The organism is Streptomyces sp. WMMC1477 (genome assembly GCF_027460245.1).
In the GTDB taxonomy this organism is placed as follows: Bacteria; Actinomycetota; Actinomycetes; order Streptomycetales; family Streptomycetaceae; genus Streptomyces.
Genome location: NZ_JAPZBD010000003.1, coordinates 5,045,696 through 5,067,794, shown reverse-complemented (window position 1 = coordinate 5,067,794; position 22,099 = coordinate 5,045,696). Strand labels below are relative to the sequence as shown.

Below are 22,099 nucleotides of genomic sequence, written 5' to 3'. Positions count from 1 at the left end.
CACCCCCTCTTCCGGGTGTCGGCGCCCGCTGGATGCGGCACGCGCCATCAGACCGGCCGTCATGCGCGGGCCAGGTCGGCGAGAACCTCCCGGGCGGCCCGGGTGCCCGAGGCCAGCGCGCCCTGCACGGAACCGGTCGCCCGGTGGTCCCCGCACACGTATCTGGCCGCGGACAGCCGTGTCGTGCGGCTCAGCGGCCAGGGGGGCCGCATCGCCGGCAGGGCGCCCCGGACCGTGCGGACGGCGACCCGACGCCAGCCGCTCGTGTCCGTGCCGTACAGCTCGGCCAGGCGCCGCAGCACGGCCACGGCCGCGCCGGGCCGGTCCTCGCCGAGCACGGACGTGGAGATCAGCGCGGTGCCCGGCGGTGCGTAGGTGGAGGCCGCCTCGGTCAGCACGCAGGTGTTCAGCACCTCTCCGGAGCCGTCCACCACCAGGGTCGGCTCGGCCAGCGGGGTGCGTTCGGCGGCGTGGTAGTAGGTGGTGACCGTCCGGCCGTCCGGCACGGTCAGGCCCGGCAGCAGGCGGGCGGCGGCGGCAGCGTCCGTCGCCACGACGACGGTGGCGGCCGGCAGTTCGGAGCCGTCCTCCAGCAGCACGCCCGCGGCGGTGACGGCGGCGACGGGCGCCTCCAGCCGGAGGACGTCGTCCGGCAGGCCTTGCGCGAGCCGGGTGGGCACGGCGCCGACGCCGTCGGCGGGCAGACAGAGCGTCCCCCGGACCATGCTCCGCCAGACCAGGTGGAAGAACCGGGCGGACGTCTCCAGCCGGTCCTCCAGGAACACCCCCGACAGAAAGGGCCGCAGGATCTCGGTGACCGTCCGCGCCGACACCCCGGCGCGGGCGAGGGCGTCCGCGGTGGACCGGTCCGCGCCCCGCTTGAGGAGGCGGACGGGCGCGAGAGCGTCCCGCGCGGTCAGTGCGGTCATGGCGGCCAGGTCCCGGGCGGGCAGCGCCCGGCCGGGCACCAGCTCCCCCAGCGCCGACGGCCGCCGCGTGGGGTCCGTCAGGCGGACGGGTCCCGCCGAGGTGTGCGCCACGAAGCCCGGGGTGAACGGCCTCAGCCGCAGACCGCGCAGGTTGAGGCGCCGCTGCAGCTGGGGGTACGAGGTGTTCACCACCTGGAACCCGCGGTCCAGCAGGAACCCGTCCCGCCGGTCGGTGCGCATCCGGCCGCCGACCGCGTCGGACGCCTCCAGCAGCGTCACCCGCCGTCCGGCGCGGCACAGGTCCAGGGCGCAGGCCAGGCCCGCGAGGCCCGCTCCGACGACGATCGTGTCCACGGCACCACGGGGATGACGGGTCATGTTCTTCCTCCTCCGGCTCTCTTCGGCACGAGGGCGCCGAACGCGCACGGCGTCCACCCGAGCACGTCGCGTCCGGTGATGCCAGGCGCCACCACGGCCCGGGCCCGAACGGATCGACCGCTCATCGGTTCACGGCCGCCTCCACCGTCCGGACGGCCTCCGCCAGCCCGGCCGGATGCGGCAGACCCGAGGTGGTCTGCCCGGCCCAGCCGGGACCGAGCGTCAGGACGACCGGCCTCCTGCGCGCGCCGCGGACCCCCCACTCGAGGGCCGACACGTGCTGGGCGAGCGGCCGGCTGGCCGTGGTCCGGGACTGCGCCCACAGCCCCACCGCGGCCGGCCCCGTCCTGCGCACGGCGGCCACCAGCGACTCGACGGGCAGGGCGCCGCCGAACATGCGGACCGGGAGGCCCCGTTCGGCCAGGGCGGCGGCCAGCACCTCCAGGGGCAGCGTGTGGTGTTCCGCGGGCACGCAGGCCAGCACCGTGGTCGCGCCGGGCCGGTCGGCGGCCACGGGCGGGGCGTGGCGCCGCAGTGCGCCCGAGACGTGCCAGGACAGGAAGTGCTCGACCTCGACGTACCTCTCCCCGGAGCTCTCCCACTTGCGGCCGACGGCCTGCAGCGCGGGCATGATGACCTCCGTCCAGGCCGCGATCAGGCCGTGCGCCGCGATGGTCTCGCTCAGGAGCGCGTCGAGGGCGGAGGCGTCGAGGCGCAGGGCCGCGCGTGCGACGCCCTTGCACTCGTGGCGGACGTCGCCCAGCCGCATGCCGGAGCCCGCCCGCCCGCGCCGTCGGGCCGCCGGGCGCACCGGGGTGGCGACGGCCTCGCGCGGCGGCCGCACGCCCGTGTCGCTGAGGGCCAGACGCGCGGCCTCGGCCGGCGCCATGCCGGTCGCCGTCAGGGCGCACATCCGCTCCAGGCGCGCGACGTCCCCCGCCGCCCAGCGGCGGTGGCGGCCGCCGGTGTGCTCCTGGGGGCCGAGCCCGTAGCGGCGGTCCCACGAACGGACGGTGGTCGGCGCCACGCCCAGCCGCCGTGCCACCTCCCCGGTGGTCAGCGTGCCCGCGAGACGCTCATCCGCCTCTCCCCCGATATCCCTCTCGCTTCGCATGCATCCATATTACGACGCACAAACGATGCATGTTGTGTGCGTCGTTTGTCTTGGCCAGATTGGGACCGCGTCGCCGGCAACAGCCCGCGCGCCGACCGGACCCACCGCGCGGGTTGCCCCCGTCGACGGGGCTCACGGCAAGAGGAGCAGGTCATGACCACGCACACCCGCCCCCCGCACGCCCGGCCCGGGAGCACCCGCTCCCCGGCCGCACAGGACCCGCGGTCCGACGAGGAACTCGCCCGGGGCCTGCGGGCCTCCGACGAGGATGCCTTCGAGGCCGTGTACCGGCGCTGGGGTGCGCTCGTGCACACCATGGCCACCCGCTCACTCGGAGACTCCCACGAGGCCGAGGACGTCACCCAGCAGGTGTTCCTCGGCGCCTGGCGCGGGCGGCACGGCTACCGCCCGGAGCGCGGCCCACTCGGTGGCTGGCTCGTCGGCATCACACGGCGCAAGATCGTCGATGCACTTGCGGCCCGGACGAAACGGCTTAATCTGGTCGACAAGGTGACGCACGAGGCCGGTGGTCACCCCCAGGACATGGCACCCACGGATGAAAGCCTCGACCGGGTACTCCTCGTCAACGAGCTCTCCCATCTGCCAGAACCCCAGCGCCGGGTCCTCTGCATGGCTTTCTACGAGGACCTCACCCAGGCGCAGATCTCCCGCCGCACAGGCGTGCCGCTGGGCACGGTCAAGAGCCACGCCCGCCGCGGCCTCCTGCGGCTGCGCGAGGGGATCGAACAGGGTCGCGCCGACGGCAACGTCCCGTAGGACGCGACGAAAACAGCCCACCGCCCGCATCCGCGGCGGCGCACTCGAACGAAACAGAGACAAGACAGTCACGAGACGGCACACCGGGCGTCTCGCTACGAAGGGATCACTCTCATGACCTCGCGTATTCCCCTCGTCTTCGGCGCCTCCGCCGGAGCCTGCGTCCTGGCCCTCTCCGTCACCGCACCCGCGATGGCGGCCTCCGACGCCGACGACTCCGCCATGGTCTCCGTCTTCCACGGCGTTCCCGGTCTGACCGTGGACGTGTACGCCAACGGGAACGAACTGCTGGGCGACTTCGAGCCCGGCACGGTGACCGAACCCCAGTCCCTGGACGCCGGTACCTACGACATCCAGGTCTTCGAGGCCGGCCAGGGCCCCGACGGCACTCCGGCCATCGAGAAGGAGATAGAGGTCCCGGCAGGCGCGAACGCCACGATCGCGGCCCACCTCTCCGCCGAGGGCGAGCCCCAGCTCACGGCCTTCGTCAACGACGTCTCCGAGGTCGACGCCGGCAAGGCACGGCTGACCGTGCGCCACGTCGCCGCCGCGCCGGCCGTGGACGTCCGGGCGGACCAGCAGCCCGTGTTCAAGGGGCTGGAGAACCCGAAGGAGGACACGGCCGTGGTCGACGCCGGCACGGTGTCGGCCGACGTGACGCTGGCTGGTACCGACACCGTGGCGATCGGTCCGGCGGACCTGAACCTGGAGGAAGGCGCCAACAACATCGTCTACGCCTGGGGCAGCGCGGAGGACGAGAACCTCGCGCTCGCGACACAGACGCTCAAGGGCATGGAGTCCGCACCCAACGGTGTGGACGCGGGCAGCGGCAGCGGCGCCGCCGCCGGAACGAACTCCTCGGACCAGTGGCTGGCGTGGGCGGCCGCGAGCGGCATGGTCGCGCTGGCCGGCGCCCTGGTGATCCGCCGGACCGCGGGCCGGCGTGGCTGACCGGACCCGACGGCTCATCGTCCTCTCCTCGCTGGCGACCGCCGCTCTCGCGGCGGTCGCCGTGCTGGAGACGGTTTCCTCGGAACCCGCCGGGGCGCCGCCCGACTTCGGCCCCGACGCTCCCGCGCGGGTCGTGGAATCCGCTGCGCCACCGTCGGGCGAGGCGACGAGACCGCCCACCGGTTCGAACGCCCTCCGCCGGAACGCGCCCGACCGGATCGAGGTCCCGGACGTCGACCTGGACGCCCGCATCGAGCCGGTGGGCGTCGACGGGACCGGCGGCGTGGCCGTCCCCGACGATCCGGCCGTCGCGGGCTGGTACCGCTTCGGTCCGGCACCCGGAGGCCCCCACGGCTCGGCCGTACTCGTCGGACACGTGGACAGCGAGACCGGAGACCTCGGCGAGTTCGCCGCGCTCTACGACGTGGAACCCGGCGACGAGATCGAGGTGGGCCGCCAGGGTGCCGAGCCGGCCCGCTACCGCGTCACCGCCCGCTCGACGGTGCCGAAGGACGAACTCCCGGACTCCACGTTCCGCCGGACCGGGCCGCCGGTCCTGACGCTCGTCACGTGTGCGCCTCCGTTCGTCCCCGACCAGGGCGGCTACCAGGCCAACCTGGTGGTCACCGCGGAGCCCCTCGCGGGCTGAACGACCCGGCTCGTCCGTGCCCGAGCACGATCCGGTACCGGTACGGGCAGCGACCGAGCACAGGAGCAGGAGGCAGCGGTGACCCATATCGAGTCCGCGCACCTGGTGGAACTGGCGCTGGGAAACGACGTTCCGCACCACGACGACGGCGCGGCCCTGCGGCACATCGCCTCATGCGAACGCTGCTCGGCGGAGCTGGACCGCATGACCCGGGTGGTCGGCACCGCGCGCCGCGTCGAGGAGCCGGACCTCCCGGTCGCCCCTCCGGAGCGCGTCTGGGAGTACATCGCGGAGGAGATCGCCGGCACCGACACGAAGGCAGCGGCACCGCCCCGGTCCGATCCGAGCAACCGCCCGGGGGGCGACGGCTCCCGGCGCTCCGCCCCCACGCGCAAGAGGGAGCGTCGAAACGTCTTCCTGGTGCTGGTACTCGTCGTCACGCTCGCCTTCACTTGGTGGCGGCGGAGCCGTTCAGCGCGGTCCTCCGCGGGCGGGTGCTGACGGCACCGGGCCGGTGAGAGGACGGGATCGGCACCGGGCCGCGCGGGCGGGGCCGCACTTCTCCCCGCCCGCGCGGCCCGGTGGGGCGGCGGAAAGTCACTTCTCGTAGGTGGACAGGGCCAGCCCCAGCCCGAAGAAGGTCGGCGCCCACTCACCGACGAAGATCCCCCACCGGTCAGCGCGCTCCTCGCCCTTCTTCTCCACGCTCAGCGAGGTGCACCACGTCAGGACGGACAGCCCAATGGAGACGAAGCCCGCGGCGTACGCGTGCTCCGCCCGGATACCGGAATCATGCAGCTTCTTGACGATCACAGATGGCTCGCTTTCCTCGGAATGTACCGGCTTGTCCATCACAGCGCCCGCCGGACGGACCGGCCACTCGAAGCAGCCAACCGGAGCAGGCCGCAGACGGCCCGCGACCGGTAGGCGCGGTGCGTCGGCCGGTTCCGGGGCCGCCTCCCGGCCGGATGCCCGGTCCGCCGCGTTCGAGGGCGCCGGTGACCAGACCGGGAAAGACCTCGGTTTCGTCGCGGAGGCGCGTCCGGGGAATTCCGCCGCAGACGTTGAGCTCCCGCCATGCCCCGGCCGCTGGTCGGCAACACCTTCGGCAGCGGGCCTGCCGGTGCGCGCCGCGGGCGGTGTCCGCCGTCAGAAGGAGGCGGTGGAGACGACGTAGACCTGGGGGCGGTCCGGGCGGGTGCGGTCGACGGTCACGGCCACCTCGGGCCGCAGGCCGGGCAGGTCCACGGTGGTGCCGGCGTATTCGTGGCCCGTGCGGTCCAGCTCCCAGTCGACGACGTCCGACTGGCGCGCCGAGACGGCCTCCGCGCCCGGGCTCAGGCGGGCGCTGCTGGTGCCCAGCTCGCCGAGGAACCACTCCAGGTCCTCCGGCGAGGTGCGGAACTGGACGTAGAGGGTGCTGGTCTCCCAGGCGTTCTGCTCGTAGTAGCCGACGTAGGTCGAGCCGCGGGGAATGGGCACGTCGAAGACACGCCGGGTCACCTTGCGCGGCCAGCGCCACTCCAGCCCGGTCGCGGCGGCGACGGCCTGCTTGTCCTTGCCGCTGTCGCGGCTCTGGTAGGCGGAGAGCGCCATGTAGGCCGTGGAGACGGCGACGAGGAGCACGACCACCAGGCCGGCGAGCCAGCGGCGCGGCCGCCGGGGCGGGGCCGGCCGGCCGGGCGGCCCCGGCTGCCCGGGGTGCTCGGGACGGGTGTCGTCGAGGACGGCGGTCACCGGCTCACCTCCCGACCGCGCGGGGTCAGCCCGAGCTGGGCGGCGGCCCGCTCGTAGCGCTCGTACCGTTCCAGCCGCCGCCGCGTGGCACGGCGGAAGCGCCGGGCGACGAGCCGGGCGAGGTCGGCGGCCCCCACGAGTCCGGCCTCGGGCCCGAGCTCGGCTCGCGCGATCCGGGCCTCGGGGCGGTACCCCCGGCCGGTCAGATGACGGTGGAAGGCCTCGCGGGCCGGGTCGATCAGCAGGTCACCGGCCGCGCTGACGCCGCCGCCGACGACGAAGCAGGACGGGTCGAGGGCCGCGGCCAGGTTGGCGAGCCCGATGCCGAGCCAGCGGCCGATGTCCTGGAAGAGCTCGACGCACATCGGGTCGCCCTCGCGGGCCAGGTCGGTGACGAGCGGCCCGGTGATGTCGGCGGTGCGGCCGTCGACGCGGTCGAGGATGGTCTGGGCGACCGGGGAGTCGGCGGCGGCCAGCTCCCGGGCCTCGCGGACCAGGGCGTTGCCCGAGCTGTACTGCTCCCAGCAGCCGCGGTTGCCGCAGGGGCAGCGGTGACCGGACGGGACGACCTGCATGTGGCCGAACTCGCCGGCGACCCCGTACTTGCCGCGCTTGACCCGGCCGTCCTCCAGTATGGCGCCGCCGATGCCGGTGCCGAGCGTGATCATGACGAGGTGGTCCTCACCCCGGCCCGCGCCGAAGCGCCACTCTCCCCAGGCGGCGGTGTTGGCGTCGTTGTCGACCATGACCGGCACCGCCAGCCGGGCCTGGAGGGCCTCGCGCAGCGGTTCGTCCCGCCACGCCAGGTGCGGGGCGAAGAGCACGCGCGAGCGGTCGGCGTCGACCCAGCCCGCGGCGCCGATGCCGACGGCGTGCACGTCGTGCCGGTCGGAGAGGTCGAGCACCAGCTCGGTGATGACGTCCTCGACGACCTTGGGGCTCTTGGACTTGTCCGGCGTCTCGGTGCGCACCTTCTCCACGATGGTGCCCTCGGCGTCCACCACCCCGGCCATCACCTTGGTGCCGCCGATGTCGATGCCCACCGTGGGCACGCGGGGCGCGGACAGGTGCGAGCGCCGCTCCCGGGCGCCGGACGTGCCGCGGGCGGCGACGGTGCGGAGCACGGTGGCCCGGGCCGAGCCGTGGGAGGACGTGCGGTCACGGTACGTACTCATCAGCTCGATTGTGCCTCACCCCTTCGGTCCTGGCCGGGCGAGCGGCGGAGCCGGTCGAGGTGCGCCGCCGCGGCCGTCCGGGCCGCACCAGTATCGGACAGGGGCCGCGGGGCGGGGCGGGCGGGCCCGCGCGCCGGAGCCGCGCGCGGGCCGTGGTCGTGCCCCCGGTCAGCCGCCGAGCTGGCGGAAGCGGGCCGTGAGGGCCTCGGTGCCCGCCGCCGTCAGGGAGCCGAAGAGACGCAGCCGGGAGATGCCGCCGTCGGGGAAGATGTCCAGTCGGACGTGGGTGGCCGCCGGGGCGTCGGTGAGCAGGAACCGGTGGACGGTGTCCGGCTGCAGCCGGGTGCGCGGGAGCAGCTCGACCCACTCGCCGTCCTCACCGTCCTTGCCGACGAGTGCGGCCCAGCCGGCCGAGTTGCCCTTGAGGTAGGCGGTGTCGATCTCGACGGCACGGATGGTGGCCTGGCCGGCGAGGGCGTAGCTGATCCAGTCGTTGCCCTGGTCGCGGCGGCGGCGGGTCTCCCAGCCGTCGTCCATCTTCTGGGAGCGGCCCGGGTTGATGGTGTTGGTGGCCGGGGAGTAGAAGCGGTCGGACGCGTCCAGCACGGCGCCGCCGTTCTCCAGCGCGACGACGTCGAAGGAGCCGAGGGCCGCGAGCCACGCGGGGTCGGGGACGACCTCGCCGTGTACGCGCAGCCGGGCGATGCCGCCGTCGGGGTGCTGGTTGACGCGCAGGTGCGTGAAGCGCTGCTGGACGTCGACGGCGAAGCCGTTGGCGGCGTGGCCGCCGATGGGGGTGCGCGGGATAAGGGTGGTCCACTTCACGTCGGCGGCCCGGAGGTCAGCGGGGGACGCGGACAGCGGTGCGGAGGTGGCCTCGATGGAGACCGACTGCGGGTAGTTGCCGCGGAAGTGCGCGGTGTCCACGACGATGCCGCGGATCACGCCGGGGGCGCCGAGGCGGATGAGGGCCCAGTCGTGGTCGTCCTCGGCGGGGTGCGGGGTCCCGGCGTCGGTGCCGCGGCGGCGGCGGGTCTCCCAGCCGTCCATGACCTTGCCCTTGTGGCCGAAGTGCTCGGGGTCGAACTCGGCGCGACTGGGTATCAGCAGGTTCTCGCGCTGGGCGAAGAACTCGTCGTTGGCGGCGATGACGCCGGCGCCCAGGCGGCGGTCGGCGAGGTCGGCGTACTGGGTGAAGGGGAAGTCCGCGGTGCGGTAGTCCGCGTACGGGTCGCCGCCGCCGTAGGGGTTCGCGTCACCGGTGAAGCGGGGCAGGGCGGTCATGCGGAGGTCCTCTCGATGAGTCGGCCGGTCTTGGCGATGGTGCGGCCGTGGTCGGTGATCTGCTCGCCGCGCAGCCAGGTGGACCGGACGACGCCGGACAGCGTCCTGCCCGCGTAGGCGGTGACCTGGTTACGGTGGTGGAGTTCGGCCGGGTCCACGGTGAAGGTCTCGTCGGGCGCCAGGACGGCGAAGTCGGCGTCCCGTCCGGGGACGATGCCGCCTTTGGTGCGGTCCAGCCCGGCGAGGGCGGCGGGGGCGCTGGACATCCAGCGGACGACGTCCTCGGCCCGGTGGCCGCGCCTGCGGGCCTCCGTCCACACGGCCGGCAGGCCGAGCTGGAGGGAGGAGATGCCGCCCCAGGCCTGGCCGAAGTCGGCGACCTTGAGGTCGGCGGTGCAGGGCGAGTGGTCGGAGACGACGCAGTCGATCGTGCCGTCGGCCAGACCGGCCCACAGCGCGTCCTGGTTCTCCCGCTCGCGGATGGGCGGGCAGCACTTGAACTCGGTGGCGCCGTCGGGCACCTCCTCGGCGGTGAGGGTGAGGAAGTGCGGGCAGGTCTCGACGGTGACCCGCACGCCGTCCCGCTTGGCGGCGGCGATCATCGGCAGCGCGTCGGAGGACGACAGGTGCAGCACGTGCACCCGTGCGTCGAGCTTGCGGGCGAGGTCGACGAGCAGCGCGATGGCGTCGTTCTCGGCGGCGCGGGGGCGGGAGGCGAGGAAGTCGGCGTAGCGCGGGCCGTGCGGCTGCGGGGCACTGCCGAGGTGGCCCGGGTCCTCGGCGTGCACGATGAGCAGGCCGTCGAAGGCCGCGATCTCGGTGAGGGCGGCCTCCAGCCCGGCGGGGTCGAGCTCGGGGAACTCCTCCACGCCGGAGGGGGACAGGAAGCACTTGAAGCCGAAGACGCCCGCCTCGTGCAGGGGGCGCAGCTCCTTGACGTTGCCGGGGATCGCGCCGCCCCAGAAGCCGGTGTCGACGTGCGCCTTGGGCCGGGCCACGTCCTGCTTGACCGCGAGGTTGGCCGCGGTGGTGGTGGGCGGCAGGCTGTTCAGCGGCATGTCGAGCAGGGTGGTGATGCCGCCGGCCGCGGCGGCCTGGGTGGCCGTCCAGAACCCCTCCCACTCGGTGCGCCCGGGGTCGTTGACGTGGACGTGGGTGTCCACGAGTCCGGGGAGCAGCATGTCGTCGCCGAGGTCGACGACCGTGGCACCGGCCGGTGGCGGTGCGTCGTGCGGGAGCACGGCGGCGATCCGGCCGTCGGCGACGGCGACGGCCGCGGGCCCCGTCGTGCCGGGGGTGACGACGCGCGTCGAGCGCAGGACGAGGTCAGCATGGGGCGGGGTGGCGGCCAACCGGCTCTCCTTCGTGGTTTTTCAACTTTCTGTTGAAGTCTTCACTTCCGGAGGAGTGGAGTCAAGGGCCGTTCGGGTCTCACGGTCACCCCGGAAGGCAACTTGGAGTTTTCCATAAAATGGATAACCATTATCGCATCACGGAACGTACCTCCAGCCAGTGCGGACCCCGCGACGACCGGCCCCGCCCCCGCGCGACACCCGGACAAACCCCTCTTGATCGGCGATAACCGCATGTGGCATGCCCCGCCGCCGCTCGGCGCGGGAGCCACCGCGCCCGGTAGCATGCGCCCCATCCGGCCGAAAGGAAACGCGACGTGCCGCCGTCCGAGCGCAAGACCACTTCCGCCCCCGCGGCCACCGGGGGCGTCCAGTCCCTCGAACGTGCCTTCGACCTGCTGGAGCGGATGGCCGACGCCGGGGGCGAGGTCGGGCTGAGCGAGCTGTCCGGCAGCAGCGGCCTGCCCCTGCCGACCATCCACCGCCTCATGCGGACCCTGGTCGCCTGCGGCTACGTCCGGCAGCAGCCCAACCGCCGCTATGCCCTCGGCCCCCGGCTCATCCGGCTCGGTGAGAGCGCGTCCCGGCTGCTGGGCACCTGGGCCCGGCCCTACCTCGCCCGCCTCGTGGAGGAGACCGGCGAGACGGCGAACATGGCCCTCCTGGACGGCGACGAGGTGGTGTACGTCGCCCAGGTCCCCTCGCGGCACTCCATGCGCATGTTCACCGAGGTCGGCCGCCGCGTCCTGCCGCACTCGACGGGCGTGGGCAAGGCCCTCCTCGTCAGCCACGGGCCCGAGGACGTGCGCGCGCTGCTCGGCCGCACCGGCATGCCCGCCGCCACCGAGCGCACCATCACGACCCCCGAGGATTTCCTCGAGGCCCTGGAGCTGACCCGCAAGCGCGGCTACGCCCTCGACGACAACGAGCAGGAGATCGGCGTCCGCTGCATCGCCGTCCCCGTTCCGGACTCCCCCACCTGCGCCGCGATCTCCATCTCCGGCCCCGCGGGCCGGGTCACCGACACGGCGACCACCACGATCGTGCCGCTGCTCCAGGAGGTGGCCCGGGAGCTCTCGGACGCGCTGGCCAGCACCGCGCCCGTCAACGGCAACGGCGGCTGAGCCTCAGCGCCGCCGCACCGGCTCGCCGAACAGGAGGACGGCCTCGCGCAGCTCCCGGACGGCATCGGCCAGCGCGCTGAGCGAACCGAGCACCCCGACGACCTGGAGCAGTCCCTGCCGCAGCGCGGGCACGTCCACGGCGCCCTCCGCGGCCATGGCCTCCAGCCGGGCCAGCTGCTCGTCGGCCACCTCCCGGTCGGCCAGCCGCCCCGAGTGTGCCGCCAGCGCGCGGCGCGCCCGCACCACGGCTGACCGCAGGGCCGCGGCACGTGGGTCCGCCGCCGCCGCGACGGTCTCGACGGGGTGCTGCTCGCGCTGCCGCACCGCTGCCGGTTCCATCCGATCGCCTCGCAACGTCTGTGCCCCCAGGCGGAAACAGGCTGGACTGGGCCCCCGCGGTGGTGGTACGCGGGAAGCGGGTGACCCAGTAAACGCCACTCTCCGCTCATAAGTCCATACGCAAAGCGAAATCCCGCCAGCGATCGGTGCGTTGGGAGACCGGCCATCGGGGCCGTCTCCCGGGGTCGAGCGGCGCGCGCCGCTCGACCCGGTCAGTCCGGCATCCGGCGCAGGTCGAGCTCGGCGGCGGGCGAGTCGGTGACGTAGGCGCTCCCCCACACGTCCAGCGGCACGTCGTTCGCGCCGTGGGGGCCGGACGCGCCGCCGGGCACCGCGCTCAGGTCGACCCGGTGCCGCACCTTCCCGGTGACGAGGTCGAAGATCCCGAGGCCGGACTGCCGCCCCCGGATCTCCTCGCTGCTCCCGCGTGCCGAGCCCCGGGTCCTGGTAGGCGGTCAGGAGCCGCAGACGCGGCGCGTCGACGGCGACCCCGAACGTGGACACCATCCGGCCGTCGGGCCACCACCCGGCGGCCGGAACCGCGTCGGCGGCTGCCGAGCGGCCTGGCAGGGCGCCCGCCAGCACGGCGGTGCCCAGCGCGGACAGGGCGCCACGCCGCGTCAGGGCGCCGCGTCCTCCGTCCTCGTGAGCCGTCATCTTCGGGCCCTCTCCCTTTCCCGTCGGCGCGTCGGCCGGTGTCAGAGCGCCGGGCGGCGGGCGAAGCAGAACAGGTGGTCCTCGGGGACAGCGTTCTCGGCCGCGGGCCGGAAGGACGTCTCGGCGTGGTGGAGGACCTCCAGTCCCGCGTGCTCCAGCCGCCGCAGGTACTCGTGCGTGGGGTAGCTGGTGACGGAGACCGGGCGGCCCATGAAGACGATGTCGAGGCCTTCGACGTCCCCGGGGACGGTGGCCGTGACGAAGTAGCCGCCGGGGGCCAGCCAGCCGGCGATGCGGGCGAGTGACGCATCGATGTCGGCGCGGGCCATCTGGAGGAAGGGGAAGAAGGCACACACCGCGTCGAGGCTGCCGGGCTCGGCCCGGTGGTCGCGCACGTCCCGCTGCTCGAAGCGGGCCGCGGGCACCTGGGCGCGGGCCAGCTCGACCATCGTCGCGGACACGTCGATGCCGGTGACCCGGCACCCGGCCGCGGCCAGCAGCTCGGCCGCCGGGCGGCCGGTGCCGCTGCCGACGTCCAGCACCGCGGCGCCCCCGGGCAGCCGCTCGACGAGCCACTCCACCGCCGCCCGAAGCTCCGGGAGATGGCCGAAGGCCCGCTCGTACTCGATGCCGATCGCGTCGAACGTGGCCGCCGCCGGACTCACCGCTCGCTCCGTCACCGGTCCTCCTCGTCGTTCCCCGTCGATGTCCCCTCCTGTGTACGCGCGCTCACCGCGCCCTTCAAGGACCGCCGGCCGACGGCGAACGGCAGGGCGCGGACGCGGTTGTCGAAGCTGGAGGGCGCGAGGACGGGCGGCGCGGTGGCCCGGATGTCCGGGGTGCGGGTGAGGAGTTCGCTGAAGAGGGCGGCCATCTCCCGCTTGGCCAGGTGGGCGCCCAGGCAGTAGTGCGGGCCCCCGCCGCCGTAGCCGAGGTGGGGATTGGGGCTGCGGGTGATGTCGAAGGCGTCGGGGTCGTCGAAGACCGCCTCGTCCCGGTTGGCGGAGGCGAAGAAGAGGACGACCTTCTCCCCGGGCCGGAAGTCCCGGCCGCCCAGCCGGCAGGGGGCGGCGACGGTGCGGCGGAACTGGATGATGGGGGTGGAGTGGCGCACGATCTCCTCGACGGCGCCCTCGATCCGGCCGTCGACGTCGGCGGCGAGCAGCGCTCGTTGCTCCGGGTGCTCGGTGAGCAGGGCGAGGCCGTGGGCGAGGGCGTTGCGGGTCGTCTCCACCCCGGCGACCATGAGCAGGGAGAAGAACGCGCCGAGCTGGCGTACGCCGAGGGCCCGCCCGTCGACGTCGGCGTGGACGAGCGCCGTGACGAGGTCGTCGGCGGGGTGGCGGCGCCGGTCCCGGGCCAGGGCGGCGATCATGCGCTGCATGCGGGCGAGCGCGCGCAGCCCCTTTCCGGGAACCCGCAGCCGGGTGCGGGCGACGCCGATGTGCTCCGAGGCGTGGTTGACGCGGGCGAGGATCTCCGGGCGGTAGCGCTCGGGCACGCCCATCATGTTGCAGATGACCTCGAACGGCAGCCGGGAGGCGACGGCGGTGACGAAGTCGTCGGGGCGCTCGGCGATCATGTCGTCGACGATGCGCGCGGACAGGGCGCGGATGTCGGCCTCCGCCGCGGCCAGGACGCGCGGGGTGAAAGCCCGCGAGACGGTGCGGCGCAGCCGGGCGTGCTCGGGGTCGTCCAGGTTGACCATCGACTCGCCGAACAGTGCGCGGACCCAGCGGGCGGGTTCGGGGGTGGTGACGCCGGGGGCGCTGGCGAACAGGCGGGGGCTGCGGCTGGCCTCGACGACGTCCGCGTGCCTGACGAGTGCGTAGAAGCCCCCGCCCGAGGGGCCGGGGCAGTGGACGGGCGCGTCCAGCCGCCGGAGCCGGGCGAACGCCTCGCGCTGCCGGCTCTGCGGAAGCTGCCAGAAGCCCGGGTCTGCGGGGTTGGTGTCCGGGGACGGTGCGGTGGGACTCGGTGCGGTGGGGGTCGCCGTCATGCGTCTCATGGTGCGAGCGGGACGGCGGACGGACGCGCAGACGCTCCGTAGGGTCAGGAGCATGGAGGAGCGAACCGACAGGGAGAGCGGCACGGGCCGCGTCGCCGGGCTGCTGCTGGCGGCGGGCGGTGGGCGGCGGCTCGGCGGCCGGCCGAAGGCGCTGCTGCCCCACCGGGGGCGGCCGCTGGTGGAGCACGCGGTGCGGGTGCTGTGGGAGGGCGGCTGCGCCCCGGTGTACGTGGTCCTGGGCGCCGGCCGGGGCCGGGTGCGGGAGACGGCCCGGCTGGAGGGCTGCGTGGTGCTCGACAACCCGGAGTGGGAGGAGGGCATGGGCTCCTCGCTGCGGGCCGGCCTGCGCGCGCTCGCCGGGGACGCGACCGGGGCGGAGGGCGTCGTCGTCGCGCTGGTTGACCAGCCGGACGTGGGGGCGCGGGCGGTCGCCCGGGTCCGGGAGGCGTGCGCGGGGCCCGCCTCGCTCGCGGCGGCGGCGTACGGGGGGCGGCGGGGCCACCCGGTGCTCCTCGGCTCGGCCCACTGGGCGGGCGTGGCGGCCGACGCGCGGGGCGACCGGGGCGCGCGCGGCTACCTGCGCGAGCACGCGGCGCGGCTCGCCCTGGTCGAGTGCGCCGACGTGGCCGACCAGGCGGACATCGACACCCCCGCAGACCTGCACCGCCTCGCCTGGGGCGGGTTCGGCGGATCAGGCCGACGGACGCGGTGAGCCGCGTGGTCAGGCGGTCCGGAGGTGGGGGGCGGCCAGCTCACCGAGGGCGAGCAGCAGCCGGTCCCGGGGGTCTGGAGGCTGCGGACCGGGCTGCGCTCCACGGCTCTGCTCGCGATCCCCGCCGGATTCCTGCTGGGCTGGGCGGGCAGTCTGCCGGTACCCGACGGCGTCACCGCCTCGGCGACGGTATCTCGACCTCGGTCTTCTCGACGTCGTCCATCTTGATGTCAACAAACTATTGAAGTTCCACCATGAGGAAACTACTCTCCACTTCCGAAGGTGTGTGGCACCCGGTGCCGCATGCGCGTACCACGAGCACGGAAGTCCGGCGGTCCCAGGCACCGGCCCCTTACCGTCCCCAGGGGCAGCGTGGCAGGGTCGTTCGGAGACCCAAGAGGAGTGACAGCCCATGTCCGCACCAGCGCCGTCACCGCTGGCCATCGTCGATGTCGACCCCGACCGGGCCCCGGCCCGGCAGGACGAGGTGCTCACCGAGGCCGCGCTGGCGTTCGTCGCCGAACTGCACGAGCGGTTCACCGCCCGTCGTGACGAGCTGCTGGCCCGCCGGGCCGAGCGCCGGGCGGAGATCGCCCGGACCAGCACCCTGGACTTCCTGCCCGAGACCGCGCACGTCCGGGACGGCGACTGGCAGGTCGCCCCGGCCCCGGCAGCGCTCGAGGACCGCAGGGTCGAGATCACCGGTCCGACCGACCGGAAGATGACCATCAACGCGCTCAACTCCGGCGCCCGGGTCTGGCTCGCCGACTTCGAGGACGCCTCCGCCCCCACCTGGGCCAACGTCGTCGACGGCCAGGCCAACCTGATCGACGCCTACGAGCGCCGCATCGACTTCACCGACGCCCGCGGCAAGTCCTACGCGCTGCGTCCGGCCGAGGAGCTGGCCACCGTCGTCATGCGGCCCCGCGGCTGGCACCTGGACGAGCGCCACCTCCAGGTGCGCGGCCGGGCCGTCCCCGGCGCCCTGGTCGACTTCGGGCTGTACTTCTTCCACAACGCCCAGCGGCTGCTGGACCTCGGCAAGGGGCCCTACTTCTACCTGCCGAAGACCGAGTCGCACCTGGAGGCGCGGCTGTGGAACGACATCTTCGTCTTCGCCCAGAGTTACGTCGGCATCCCGCGGGGCACGGTGCGCGCCACCGTCCTGATCGAGACGATCACCGCGGCCTACGAGATGGAGGAGATCCTCTACGAGCTGCGGGAGCACGCCTCCGGGCTCAACGCGGGCCGCTGGGACTACCTGTTCTCCATCGTCAAGAACTTCCGTGACGGCGGGGAGAAGTTCGTCCTGCCCGACCGCAACGCCGTGACGATGACGGCCCCGTTCATGCGCGCGTACACCGAACTGCTCGTGCGCACCTGCCACAAGCGCGGCGCCCACGCCATCGGCGGCATGGCGGCCTTCATCCCCAACCGCCGGGACCCCGAGGCCAACGAGCGGGCACTGTCGAAGGTGCGCAACGACAAGGAGCGCGAGGCCGGGGACGGCTTCGACGGCTCCTGGGTCGCCCACCCGGACCTGGTGCCCGTCGCGCGGGCCTCGTTCGACGCCGTCCTCGGCGACCGTCCGAACCAGAAGGACCGGATGCGCGAGGACGTCCGGGTCTCGGCCGCCGACCTCATCGCCATCGACTCGCTGGACGCCCGGCCGACGTACCAGGGGCTCGTCGACGCCGTCCAGGTCGGCATCCGCTACATCGAGGCGTGGCTGCGCGGCCTGGGTGCCGTGGCGATCTTCGGCCTGATGGAGGACGCCGCCACGGCGGAGATCTCCCGCTCGCAGATCTGGCAGTGGGTCGACGCGGGCGTCGTCTTCGAGAACGGACAGCGGGCGACGGCCGAGCTGGTGCGCGAGGTCGCCGCCCGGGAGCTGGCCGCCGTCCGGGCGGAGGCCGGCGAGGAGGCCTTCGCCTCCGGCCAGTGGCAGCAGGCCCACGACCTGCTGCTCCGGGTGTCCCTGGACCGGGACTACGCCGACTTCCTCACCCTGCCCGCGTACGAGCTCCTGCGCTGAGCCCCCGACGCTGACGGCGGACGGCCCCCGGCCGGGCCGGGGGCCGTCCGCCGCGCGGGGGCTACGGGGCGATGGGGCGCCCCGAGCGGCGGGAGGCCTCGCAGGCCTCCGCGACCCGCAGGGCGCGCAGGGCCTCGGCGCCCTCGCAGGGGTTGTCCCGCCGCCCCCGCACGACGTCCAGGAACGCGGCCAGCTCGGCCCGGAAGGCGGGAGCGAACCGGTCCAGGAAGCCCTGCCAGAACACCGCCCGGCGCGGCGCGGCGTCCGGCTCCGCCGAGCCGAGCGGGGTCCGCGGGCCGAGCCCGACGGCGATCTGGTCGCGCTCCCCCGCGAGCTCCATCCGCACGTCGTACCCGGCGCCGTTCATCCGCGTGCCGGTGGCCGTCACCAGGGTGCCGTCGTCCAGGGTGAGCAGGGCTGCCGCGGTGTCGACGTCGTCCGCCTGACGGAACATCGGCGGCCCGGCGTCCGAGCCCGTCGCGTACACCGAGACGACCTCACGCCCCGTCACCCAGCGCAGGGCGTCGAAGTCGTGCACGAGGCAGTCCCGGAAGATGCCGCCGGAAAGCGGGAGGTACCCGGCCGGGGGCGGGGCCGGGTCGGCGGTGAGCGTGCGCACGGTGTGCAGCCGGCCGAGCCGCCCCGCGCGCACGGCCTCGCGCGCGGCCGCGTACCCGGCGTCGAAGCGCCGCATGAATCCGATCTGCAGGACGGTTCCCGCCCGCGCCACCTCGGCCAGCGCCGCCCGGGTGCCGGGCAGGTCGGCGGCGACGGGCTTCTCACAGAACGCCGGCACCCCCGCCCGCGCCGCGCGCGTGATCAGCCCGGGGTGGGAGGCCGTGGCCGAGGCGATCACGACGGCGTCCGGCCGCGCGGCGAACAGCTCGGCGGACGAGGGCAGGACCTTCGCTCCGGTCTCCGCCGCGACGGCCGCCGCGCGGCCGTGCTCCGCGTCGACGAGCAGCAGCTCGGTGACGCCGGGCAGTTCGCTGAGGTTGTGGGCGTGGAGGGCACCGATCCGGCCCGTTCCGATGAGTCCGATGCGCATGGCGTCCAGCCTTCCCGGTCGCGGCGGAACGGTCACAGGTGGGGGCGGCGGGCGGCGGCCTCACCGAGGTAGTCGGCCCGCGCGCGCAGCGCCGCCTCCCGGGTGGCGACGGCGGCCACCGGCACGTCCCACCACGCCTGGGCCCCTGGCGCGGTGGAGCGCGGGTCGGTCTCCACGTGGACGCAGGTGGGGCGGGTGGAGGCGCGGGCCTCGGCGAGCGCGGCGCGCAGGTCGGCCACGGTGCCCGCGCGGATCACGTCGAGGCCGAGGGAGGCCGCGTTGGCGGCGAGGTCCACCGGCAGCGGGTCGCCGGTGTAGCCGCCCTCGGCGTCCCGGTAGCGGTAGTCGGTGCCGAACCGCTCGGCACCGGTGGCCTCCGACAGCCCGCCGATGGAGGCGTAACCGTGGTTCTGGACCAGCAGCAGGTTGATGTTCAGCCCCTCCTGGACGGCGGTGACAAGCTCGGTGGGCATCATCAGGTAGGCGCCGTCGCCGACGAGGGCCCACACCGGGGCGCCGGGTGCGGCCAGCCGCACGCCGAGGGCGCCGGGGATCTCGTAGCCCATGCAGGAGTAGCCGTACTCCAGGTGGTACTGGCGGGGCGAGCGGGCCCGCCAGAGCTTGTGCAGGTCGCCGGGGAGCGAGCCCGAGGCGGCCACGATGACGTCGGTGTCGTCGACGACGGCGTCGAGCGCGCCGAGGACCTGGCTCTGGGTGGGGCGCGCGGCGGCGTCGGCGGCGGCGTAGGCGGCGTCGACGCGGCGCTCCCACCGTGCCTTGGCCTCGCGGTACTCGTCGGCGTAGCCCGGCTCGACCCGGTGGCCGGCCAGGGCCTGCCGGAGGGCGTCGAGCCCGGCCCGGGCGTCGGCGACGAGCGCGGTGGCCGCCTGCTTGTGGGCGTCGGACGGGGCGATGTTGAGGCCCACGAAGCGGACCTCGGGATGGGCGAAGAGGGTGCCGGAGGCGGTGGTGAAGTCGGTGAGGCGGGTGCCGACGCCGAGGACGAGATCGGCCGTGCGGGCGAGGTCGTCGGCGGTCGCGGTGCCGGTGTGGCCGATGCCGCCGACGTCGGCGGGGTGGTCGTGGCGCAGCGAGCCCTTGCCGGACTGGGTGCAGGCGACGGGGATGCCGGTGGCGTCCGCGAAGGCCCGCAGGGCGTCCTCGGCCTCGCTGTGGTGGACGCCGCCGCCCGCGACGAGCAGCGGCCGGCGGGCGCGCCGGACGGCGCGGGCTGCCTCGGCCAGCGCCTCCGGCTCCGGCGGCGGGCGGCGCACGGGCCAGACCCGCTCGACGAGGAAGTCCACCGGCCAGTCGAACGCCTCGGCCTGGACGTCCTGCGGGAGGGCGAGCGTGACGGCGCCGGTCTCGACGGGGTCGGCGAGCACCCGCACGGCCTGGAGCGCGGCGGGGATCAGCGCCTCGGGGCGGGCGATCCGGTCGAAGTAGCGGGAGACGGGGCGCAGCGTGTCGTTGACGGACACCTCGCCGGCGTAGGGGACTTCGAGCTGCTGGAGCACCGGGTCGGCGACGCGGGTGGCGAACGTGTCGCCGGGCAGCAGGAGGACGGGCAGCCGGTTGACGGTGGCGAGCGCGGCGCCGGTGACGAGGTTGGTCGCGCCGGGGCCGATGGACGTCGTCACGGCCTGGGTGCGCAGCCGGGCGCTGTGCCGCGCGTGGCCGACGGCGGCGTGCACCATGGCCTGTTCGTTGCGGCCCTGGAGGAACGGCATGGCGCGCCGGTGCTCCAGGAGCGCCTGGCCGATCCCGGCGACGTTGCCGTGGCCGAAGATGCCCCAGGTGGCGCCCACGAGCCGGTGCCGCACGCCGTCCCGCTCGGTGTGCTGGGCGGCGAGGAAGCGGACGAGGGCCTGGGCGACGGTGAGCCTGCGGGTCAGGGTCATCGTGCCTCCCCGTAGAACGGCAGCCGCGCGTCCACCTCGGCGCCGCTCCAGGTGTCGCGGATCCAGGCGTGGTCGGGGTGGTCGCGGATGAGCCAGGCGCGCTCCTCGTCCGGGCCCGCCATGACGTTGAGGTAGTACATGGTGTGGCCGGGGGCGGCGATGGACGGACCGTGCCAGCCGTCCGGGACGAGTACGGCGTCCCCGCTGCGGACCTCGGCCAGGACGTCGGTGCCGCGGCCGTGCCCGGACGGCGACACGCGCTGGTAGCCCAGGCCCGCGGTGCCCTCGTGCGGCGCGATCTCGAAGTAGTAGACCTCCTCCAGCCGCGACTCCCGCCCGGGTTCGTGGACGTCGTGCTTGTGCGGCGGGTAGGAGGACCAGTTGCCGCCCGGGGTGAGGACCTCGACGGCGATGAGCCGGTCGGCCGCGAAGACGTCGGCGGCGGCGAAGTTGTTGACCTGCCGGGAGCACCGGCCGGCGCCGCGCAGTTCGACGGGGACCGCGGCGGCGGGGGTGCGGCGGGCCGGGAGCCGGGCGGCGCAGCGGGCTCCCGGCAGCGCGAACCGTCCGCCGCCGGCGCTGGCCACCGTCACCTCGCTGTCCCTGGGCACGTAGGCGAAGTCGGTGACGCCGTCGAACACGCTAGCGCGGCCGTCGAGTCCGAACGTCAGCCCCTCGGCGCTGACGGTGCAGGAGCCGCTCAGCGGCAGGACGATCCACTCACTGTCGCCGGTGGCGTAGGTGTGCGTGCCGCCCGGGGGCAGCTCGATGACGCGCAGGGAGCTGTGGGCCCAGCCCGCGGTGCGCGGGTCGATGTCGAGCGCGTAGGGGCCGCGTGCGGCGCGGCCCGCGCTCAGGTGCACTCCGATGTCGCTCATGGGCATCAGCCTCCCCGTTTCATTCCGTTCTACCGCGCAGCGCCGCGCGGCGGCCCGGGAGCCGGGGTCACGACGCGAGCAGCTCCTCGACCTCGTCCGGCGTGGGCATGGCTGCGGAGCAGGCCAGCCGGGAGGCGACGAGGGCGCCGGCGGCGTTGGCGTAGCGCAGCACCCGCTTCAGGTCCCAGCCCGCGAGGAGGCCGTGGCACAGGGCGCCGCCGAAGGCGTCCCCGGCGCCGAGGCCGTTGACGACCTCGACGGGGTGGGGCGGGATCTCGGCCTCGGTGCCGTCGCGGTGGACGGCCAGCACACCGTGCGGTCCCTGCTTGACGACGGCGAGTTCGGCGCCCGCGTCCAGCAGTGCCTTGGCGCAGTCGGCGGGTTCGCTCCGCCCGGTGGCGACCTCGCACTCGGCCAGGTTGCCGACGGCCACGGTGGCGAGGGCGAGGGCGTCCCGGTAGCGGGGACGGGCGGCCTCGGCGTCCCCGTCGGGCCAGAACACCGGCCGCCAGTCGAGGTCGAGGACGGTGACGCCGCGCCGGGCGCGGGCCTCCAGCGCGTGCAGGGTCGCGGTGCGGCTCGGTTCGGCGCTCAGGCCGGTGCCGGTCGTCCAGAACACGCGGCTGACGGTGATGGCGTCCAGGTCCAGCTCGTCGGCGTGGATCTCCAGGTCGGGGGCCTTGGGCCAGCGGTAGAAATAGAGGGGGAAGTCGTCGGGCGGGAAGATCTCGCAGAACGTGACGGGGGTCGGGTAGGCGGGCACGGGCCTGACCCACCGGTCGTCGACGCCGAAGTCCCGCAGGGCCTGGTGGCAGTAGTCCCCGAAGGGATCCTGGCCCGTACGGGTGATGACGGCTGCCGAACGGCCCAGCCGGGCGGCGGCCACGGCGACGTTGGTGGCCGAGCCACCGAGGAACTTCCCGAAGGACTCGACGCGGGGCAGGGGGACACCCGTCTGGAGGGGGTACAGGTCGACACCGATACGGCCCATCGTGATGACGTCCAGCGGCCGGGGCATGCGGGGCTCCTTCTCGGGGGTCGGTCGACGCCG

Annotated in this window: 22 protein-coding genes; 7 read left to right on the top strand and 15 right to left on the bottom strand. The window is 74.6% G+C overall.

The genetic code is table 11. From position 1 onward, the window contains the following. Positions 1-59 precede the first annotated feature (59 nt). The gene (locus O7609_RS22165) at positions 60-1,307 is read right to left on the bottom strand and encodes an NAD(P)/FAD-dependent oxidoreductase (RefSeq protein WP_269735242.1); all 1,248 of its coding nucleotides are present in this window, start codon (positions 1,305-1,307) and stop codon (positions 60-62) included. 121 nt (positions 1,308-1,428) lie between these two features. Further along, a complete protein-coding gene (locus O7609_RS22160) occupies positions 1,429-2,421 on the bottom strand; it encodes a MerR family transcriptional regulator (RefSeq protein ID WP_269744106.1) in 993 nt (330 codons plus the stop codon). 153 nt (positions 2,422-2,574) lie between these two features. Here O7609_RS22160 and O7609_RS22155 point away from each other — a divergent pair, with 153 nt between their 5' ends. The 4 genes from O7609_RS22155 to O7609_RS22140 all read left to right on the top strand — a co-directional run bounded on the left by O7609_RS22155 (position 2,575) and on the right by O7609_RS22140 (position 5,299). Continuing rightward, positions 2,575-3,198 carry a sigma-70 family RNA polymerase sigma factor gene (locus O7609_RS22155; RefSeq protein ID WP_269735244.1) on the top strand — a complete coding sequence of 208 codons (624 nt, stop codon included), beginning with the start codon at positions 2,575-2,577 and terminating at the stop codon, positions 3,196-3,198. Between the two features lie 114 nt (positions 3,199-3,312). Next, positions 3,313-4,149 carry a DUF4397 domain-containing protein gene (locus O7609_RS22150; protein ID WP_269744105.1) on the top strand — a complete coding sequence of 279 codons (837 nt, stop codon included), beginning with the start codon at positions 3,313-3,315 and terminating at the stop codon, positions 4,147-4,149. Beyond that, positions 4,142-4,798 carry a class F sortase gene (locus O7609_RS22145; protein WP_269735246.1) on the top strand — a complete coding sequence of 219 codons (657 nt, stop codon included), beginning with the start codon at positions 4,142-4,144 and terminating at the stop codon, positions 4,796-4,798. The genes O7609_RS22150 and O7609_RS22145 overlap by 8 nt, the downstream gene beginning before the upstream one ends. Positions 4,799-4,876: 78 nt before the next feature. Beyond that, positions 4,877-5,299 (top strand): hypothetical protein, encoded by a 423-nt coding sequence (locus tag O7609_RS22140; RefSeq protein WP_269744104.1) that lies wholly within the window; start codon positions 4,877-4,879, stop codon positions 5,297-5,299. 96 nt (positions 5,300-5,395) lie between these two features. On the opposite strand, the gene O7609_RS22135 is transcribed toward O7609_RS22140, so the two are convergent. The 5 genes from O7609_RS22135 to allB form a co-directional block, all read right to left on the bottom strand. Further along, positions 5,396-5,611, bottom strand: a complete 216-nt coding sequence (locus tag O7609_RS22135; RefSeq protein WP_269735248.1) for a hypothetical protein — start codon at positions 5,609-5,611, stop codon at positions 5,396-5,398. A gap of 336 nt (positions 5,612-5,947) precedes the next feature. Next, the gene (locus O7609_RS22130) at positions 5,948-6,535 is read right to left on the bottom strand and encodes a hypothetical protein (RefSeq protein WP_269735249.1); all 588 of its coding nucleotides are present in this window, start codon (positions 6,533-6,535) and stop codon (positions 5,948-5,950) included. Next, positions 6,532-7,710 carry an ROK family glucokinase gene (locus O7609_RS22125; RefSeq protein WP_269735250.1) on the bottom strand — a complete coding sequence of 393 codons (1,179 nt, stop codon included), beginning with the start codon at positions 7,708-7,710 and terminating at the stop codon, positions 6,532-6,534. The genes O7609_RS22130 and O7609_RS22125 overlap by 4 nt, the downstream gene beginning before the upstream one ends. A gap of 168 nt (positions 7,711-7,878) precedes the next feature. After that, positions 7,879-8,994, bottom strand: a complete 1,116-nt coding sequence (gene alc, locus O7609_RS22120) for an allantoicase (RefSeq protein WP_269744103.1) — start codon at positions 8,992-8,994, stop codon at positions 7,879-7,881. Next, a complete protein-coding gene (gene allB / locus O7609_RS22115) occupies positions 8,991-10,346 on the bottom strand; it encodes an allantoinase AllB (RefSeq protein WP_269744102.1) in 1,356 nt (451 codons plus the stop codon). The genes alc and allB overlap by 4 nt, the downstream gene beginning before the upstream one ends. 317 nt (positions 10,347-10,663) lie before the next feature. Here allB and O7609_RS22110 point away from each other — a divergent pair, with 317 nt between their 5' ends. Further along, positions 10,664-11,470: an IclR family transcriptional regulator gene (locus tag O7609_RS22110; protein WP_269744101.1), complete on the top strand. Its 807-nt coding sequence runs from the start codon at positions 10,664-10,666 to the stop codon at positions 11,468-11,470. 3 nt (positions 11,471-11,473) lie between these two features. Here O7609_RS22110 and O7609_RS22105 read toward each other — a convergent pair whose 3' ends face one another. The 4 genes from O7609_RS22105 to O7609_RS22090 form a co-directional block, all read right to left on the bottom strand. Beyond that, a complete protein-coding gene (locus tag O7609_RS22105) occupies positions 11,474-11,809 on the bottom strand; it encodes a DUF5955 family protein (RefSeq protein WP_269744100.1) in 336 nt (111 codons plus the stop codon). A 212-nt stretch (positions 11,810-12,021) separates the two neighbouring features. Further along, positions 12,022-12,168, bottom strand: a complete 147-nt coding sequence (locus tag O7609_RS22100; protein WP_269735255.1) for a hypothetical protein — start codon at positions 12,166-12,168, stop codon at positions 12,022-12,024. 339 nt (positions 12,169-12,507) lie between these two features. Next, positions 12,508-13,146 (bottom strand): class I SAM-dependent methyltransferase, encoded by a 639-nt coding sequence (locus O7609_RS22095; protein ID WP_269735256.1) that lies wholly within the window; start codon positions 13,144-13,146, stop codon positions 12,508-12,510. Continuing rightward, entirely contained in the window at positions 13,143-14,465 is a 1,323-nt protein-coding gene (locus O7609_RS22090; protein WP_269744099.1) for a cytochrome P450, read from the bottom strand. The genes O7609_RS22095 and O7609_RS22090 overlap by 4 nt, the downstream gene beginning before the upstream one ends. 61 nt (positions 14,466-14,526) lie before the next feature. Between O7609_RS22090 and O7609_RS22085 the strand changes: the two genes are divergently transcribed. After that, entirely contained in the window at positions 14,527-15,186 is a 660-nt protein-coding gene (locus tag O7609_RS22085) for a nucleotidyltransferase family protein (RefSeq protein WP_269735258.1), read from the top strand. 412 nt (positions 15,187-15,598) lie between these two features. Then, on the top strand, positions 15,599-17,221 hold the full coding sequence (gene aceB, locus O7609_RS22080) for a malate synthase A (protein WP_269744098.1): 1,623 nt from the start codon (positions 15,599-15,601) through the stop codon (positions 17,219-17,221). A 61-nt stretch (positions 17,222-17,282) separates the two neighbouring features. On the opposite strand, the gene O7609_RS22075 is transcribed toward aceB, so the two are convergent. The 4 genes from O7609_RS22075 to iolC form a co-directional block, all read right to left on the bottom strand. Further along, the gene (locus O7609_RS22075; protein WP_269735260.1) at positions 17,283-18,269 is read right to left on the bottom strand and encodes a Gfo/Idh/MocA family protein; all 987 of its coding nucleotides are present in this window, start codon (positions 18,267-18,269) and stop codon (positions 17,283-17,285) included. Positions 18,270-18,301: 32 nt separating this feature from the next. Then, positions 18,302-20,170 (bottom strand): 3D-(3,5/4)-trihydroxycyclohexane-1,2-dione acylhydrolase (decyclizing), encoded by a 1,869-nt coding sequence (gene iolD, locus O7609_RS22070; protein WP_269744097.1) that lies wholly within the window; start codon positions 20,168-20,170, stop codon positions 18,302-18,304. Then, on the bottom strand, positions 20,167-21,048 hold the full coding sequence (gene iolB, locus O7609_RS22065) for a 5-deoxy-glucuronate isomerase (protein ID WP_443072192.1): 882 nt from the start codon (positions 21,046-21,048) through the stop codon (positions 20,167-20,169). Before iolB ends, iolD begins: the two co-directional genes overlap by 4 nt. 67 nt (positions 21,049-21,115) lie before the next feature. After that, on the bottom strand, positions 21,116-22,066 hold the full coding sequence (iolC, locus tag O7609_RS22060) for a 5-dehydro-2-deoxygluconokinase (protein WP_269735263.1): 951 nt from the start codon (positions 22,064-22,066) through the stop codon (positions 21,116-21,118). Positions 22,067-22,099 lie beyond the last annotated feature (33 nt).

Excerpts from the sequence above, each read along its gene's own strand:
- O7609_RS22165 (WP_269735242.1), bottom strand. The coding sequence starts at position 1,307 with ATGACCCGTCATCCCCGTGGTGCCGTGGACACGATCGTCGTCGGAGCG.
- O7609_RS22160 (WP_269744106.1), bottom strand. The coding sequence starts at position 2,421 with ATGCGAAGCGAGAGGGATATCGGGGGAGAGGCGGATGAGCGTCTCGCG.
- O7609_RS22155 (WP_269735244.1), top strand. The coding sequence starts at position 2,575 with ATGACCACGCACACCCGCCCCCCGCACGCCCGGCCCGGGAGCACCCGC.
- O7609_RS22150 (WP_269744105.1), top strand. The coding sequence starts at position 3,313 with ATGACCTCGCGTATTCCCCTCGTCTTCGGCGCCTCCGCCGGAGCCTGC.
- O7609_RS22125 (WP_269735250.1), bottom strand. The coding sequence starts at position 7,710 with ATGAGTACGTACCGTGACCGCACGTCCTCCCACGGCTCGGCCCGGGCC.
- alc (WP_269744103.1), bottom strand. The coding sequence starts at position 8,994 with ATGACCGCCCTGCCCCGCTTCACCGGTGACGCGAACCCCTACGGCGGC.
- O7609_RS22105 (WP_269744100.1), bottom strand. The coding sequence starts at position 11,809 with ATGGAACCGGCAGCGGTGCGGCAGCGCGAGCAGCACCCCGTCGAGACC.
- O7609_RS22090 (WP_269744099.1), bottom strand. The coding sequence starts at position 14,465 with ATGACGGCGACCCCCACCGCACCGAGTCCCACCGCACCGTCCCCGGAC.
- O7609_RS22085 (WP_269735258.1), top strand. The coding sequence starts at position 14,527 with ATGGAGGAGCGAACCGACAGGGAGAGCGGCACGGGCCGCGTCGCCGGG.
- aceB (WP_269744098.1), top strand. The coding sequence starts at position 15,599 with ATGTCCGCACCAGCGCCGTCACCGCTGGCCATCGTCGATGTCGACCCC.
- O7609_RS22075 (WP_269735260.1), bottom strand. The coding sequence starts at position 18,269 with ATGCGCATCGGACTCATCGGAACGGGCCGGATCGGTGCCCTCCACGCC.
- iolD (WP_269744097.1), bottom strand. The coding sequence starts at position 20,170 with ATGACCCTGACCCGCAGGCTCACCGTCGCCCAGGCCCTCGTCCGCTTC.
- iolB (WP_443072192.1), bottom strand. The coding sequence starts at position 21,048 with ATGAGCGACATCGGAGTGCACCTGAGCGCGGGCCGCGCCGCACGCGGC.
- iolC (WP_269735263.1), bottom strand. The coding sequence starts at position 22,066 with ATGCCCCGGCCGCTGGACGTCATCACGATGGGCCGTATCGGTGTCGAC.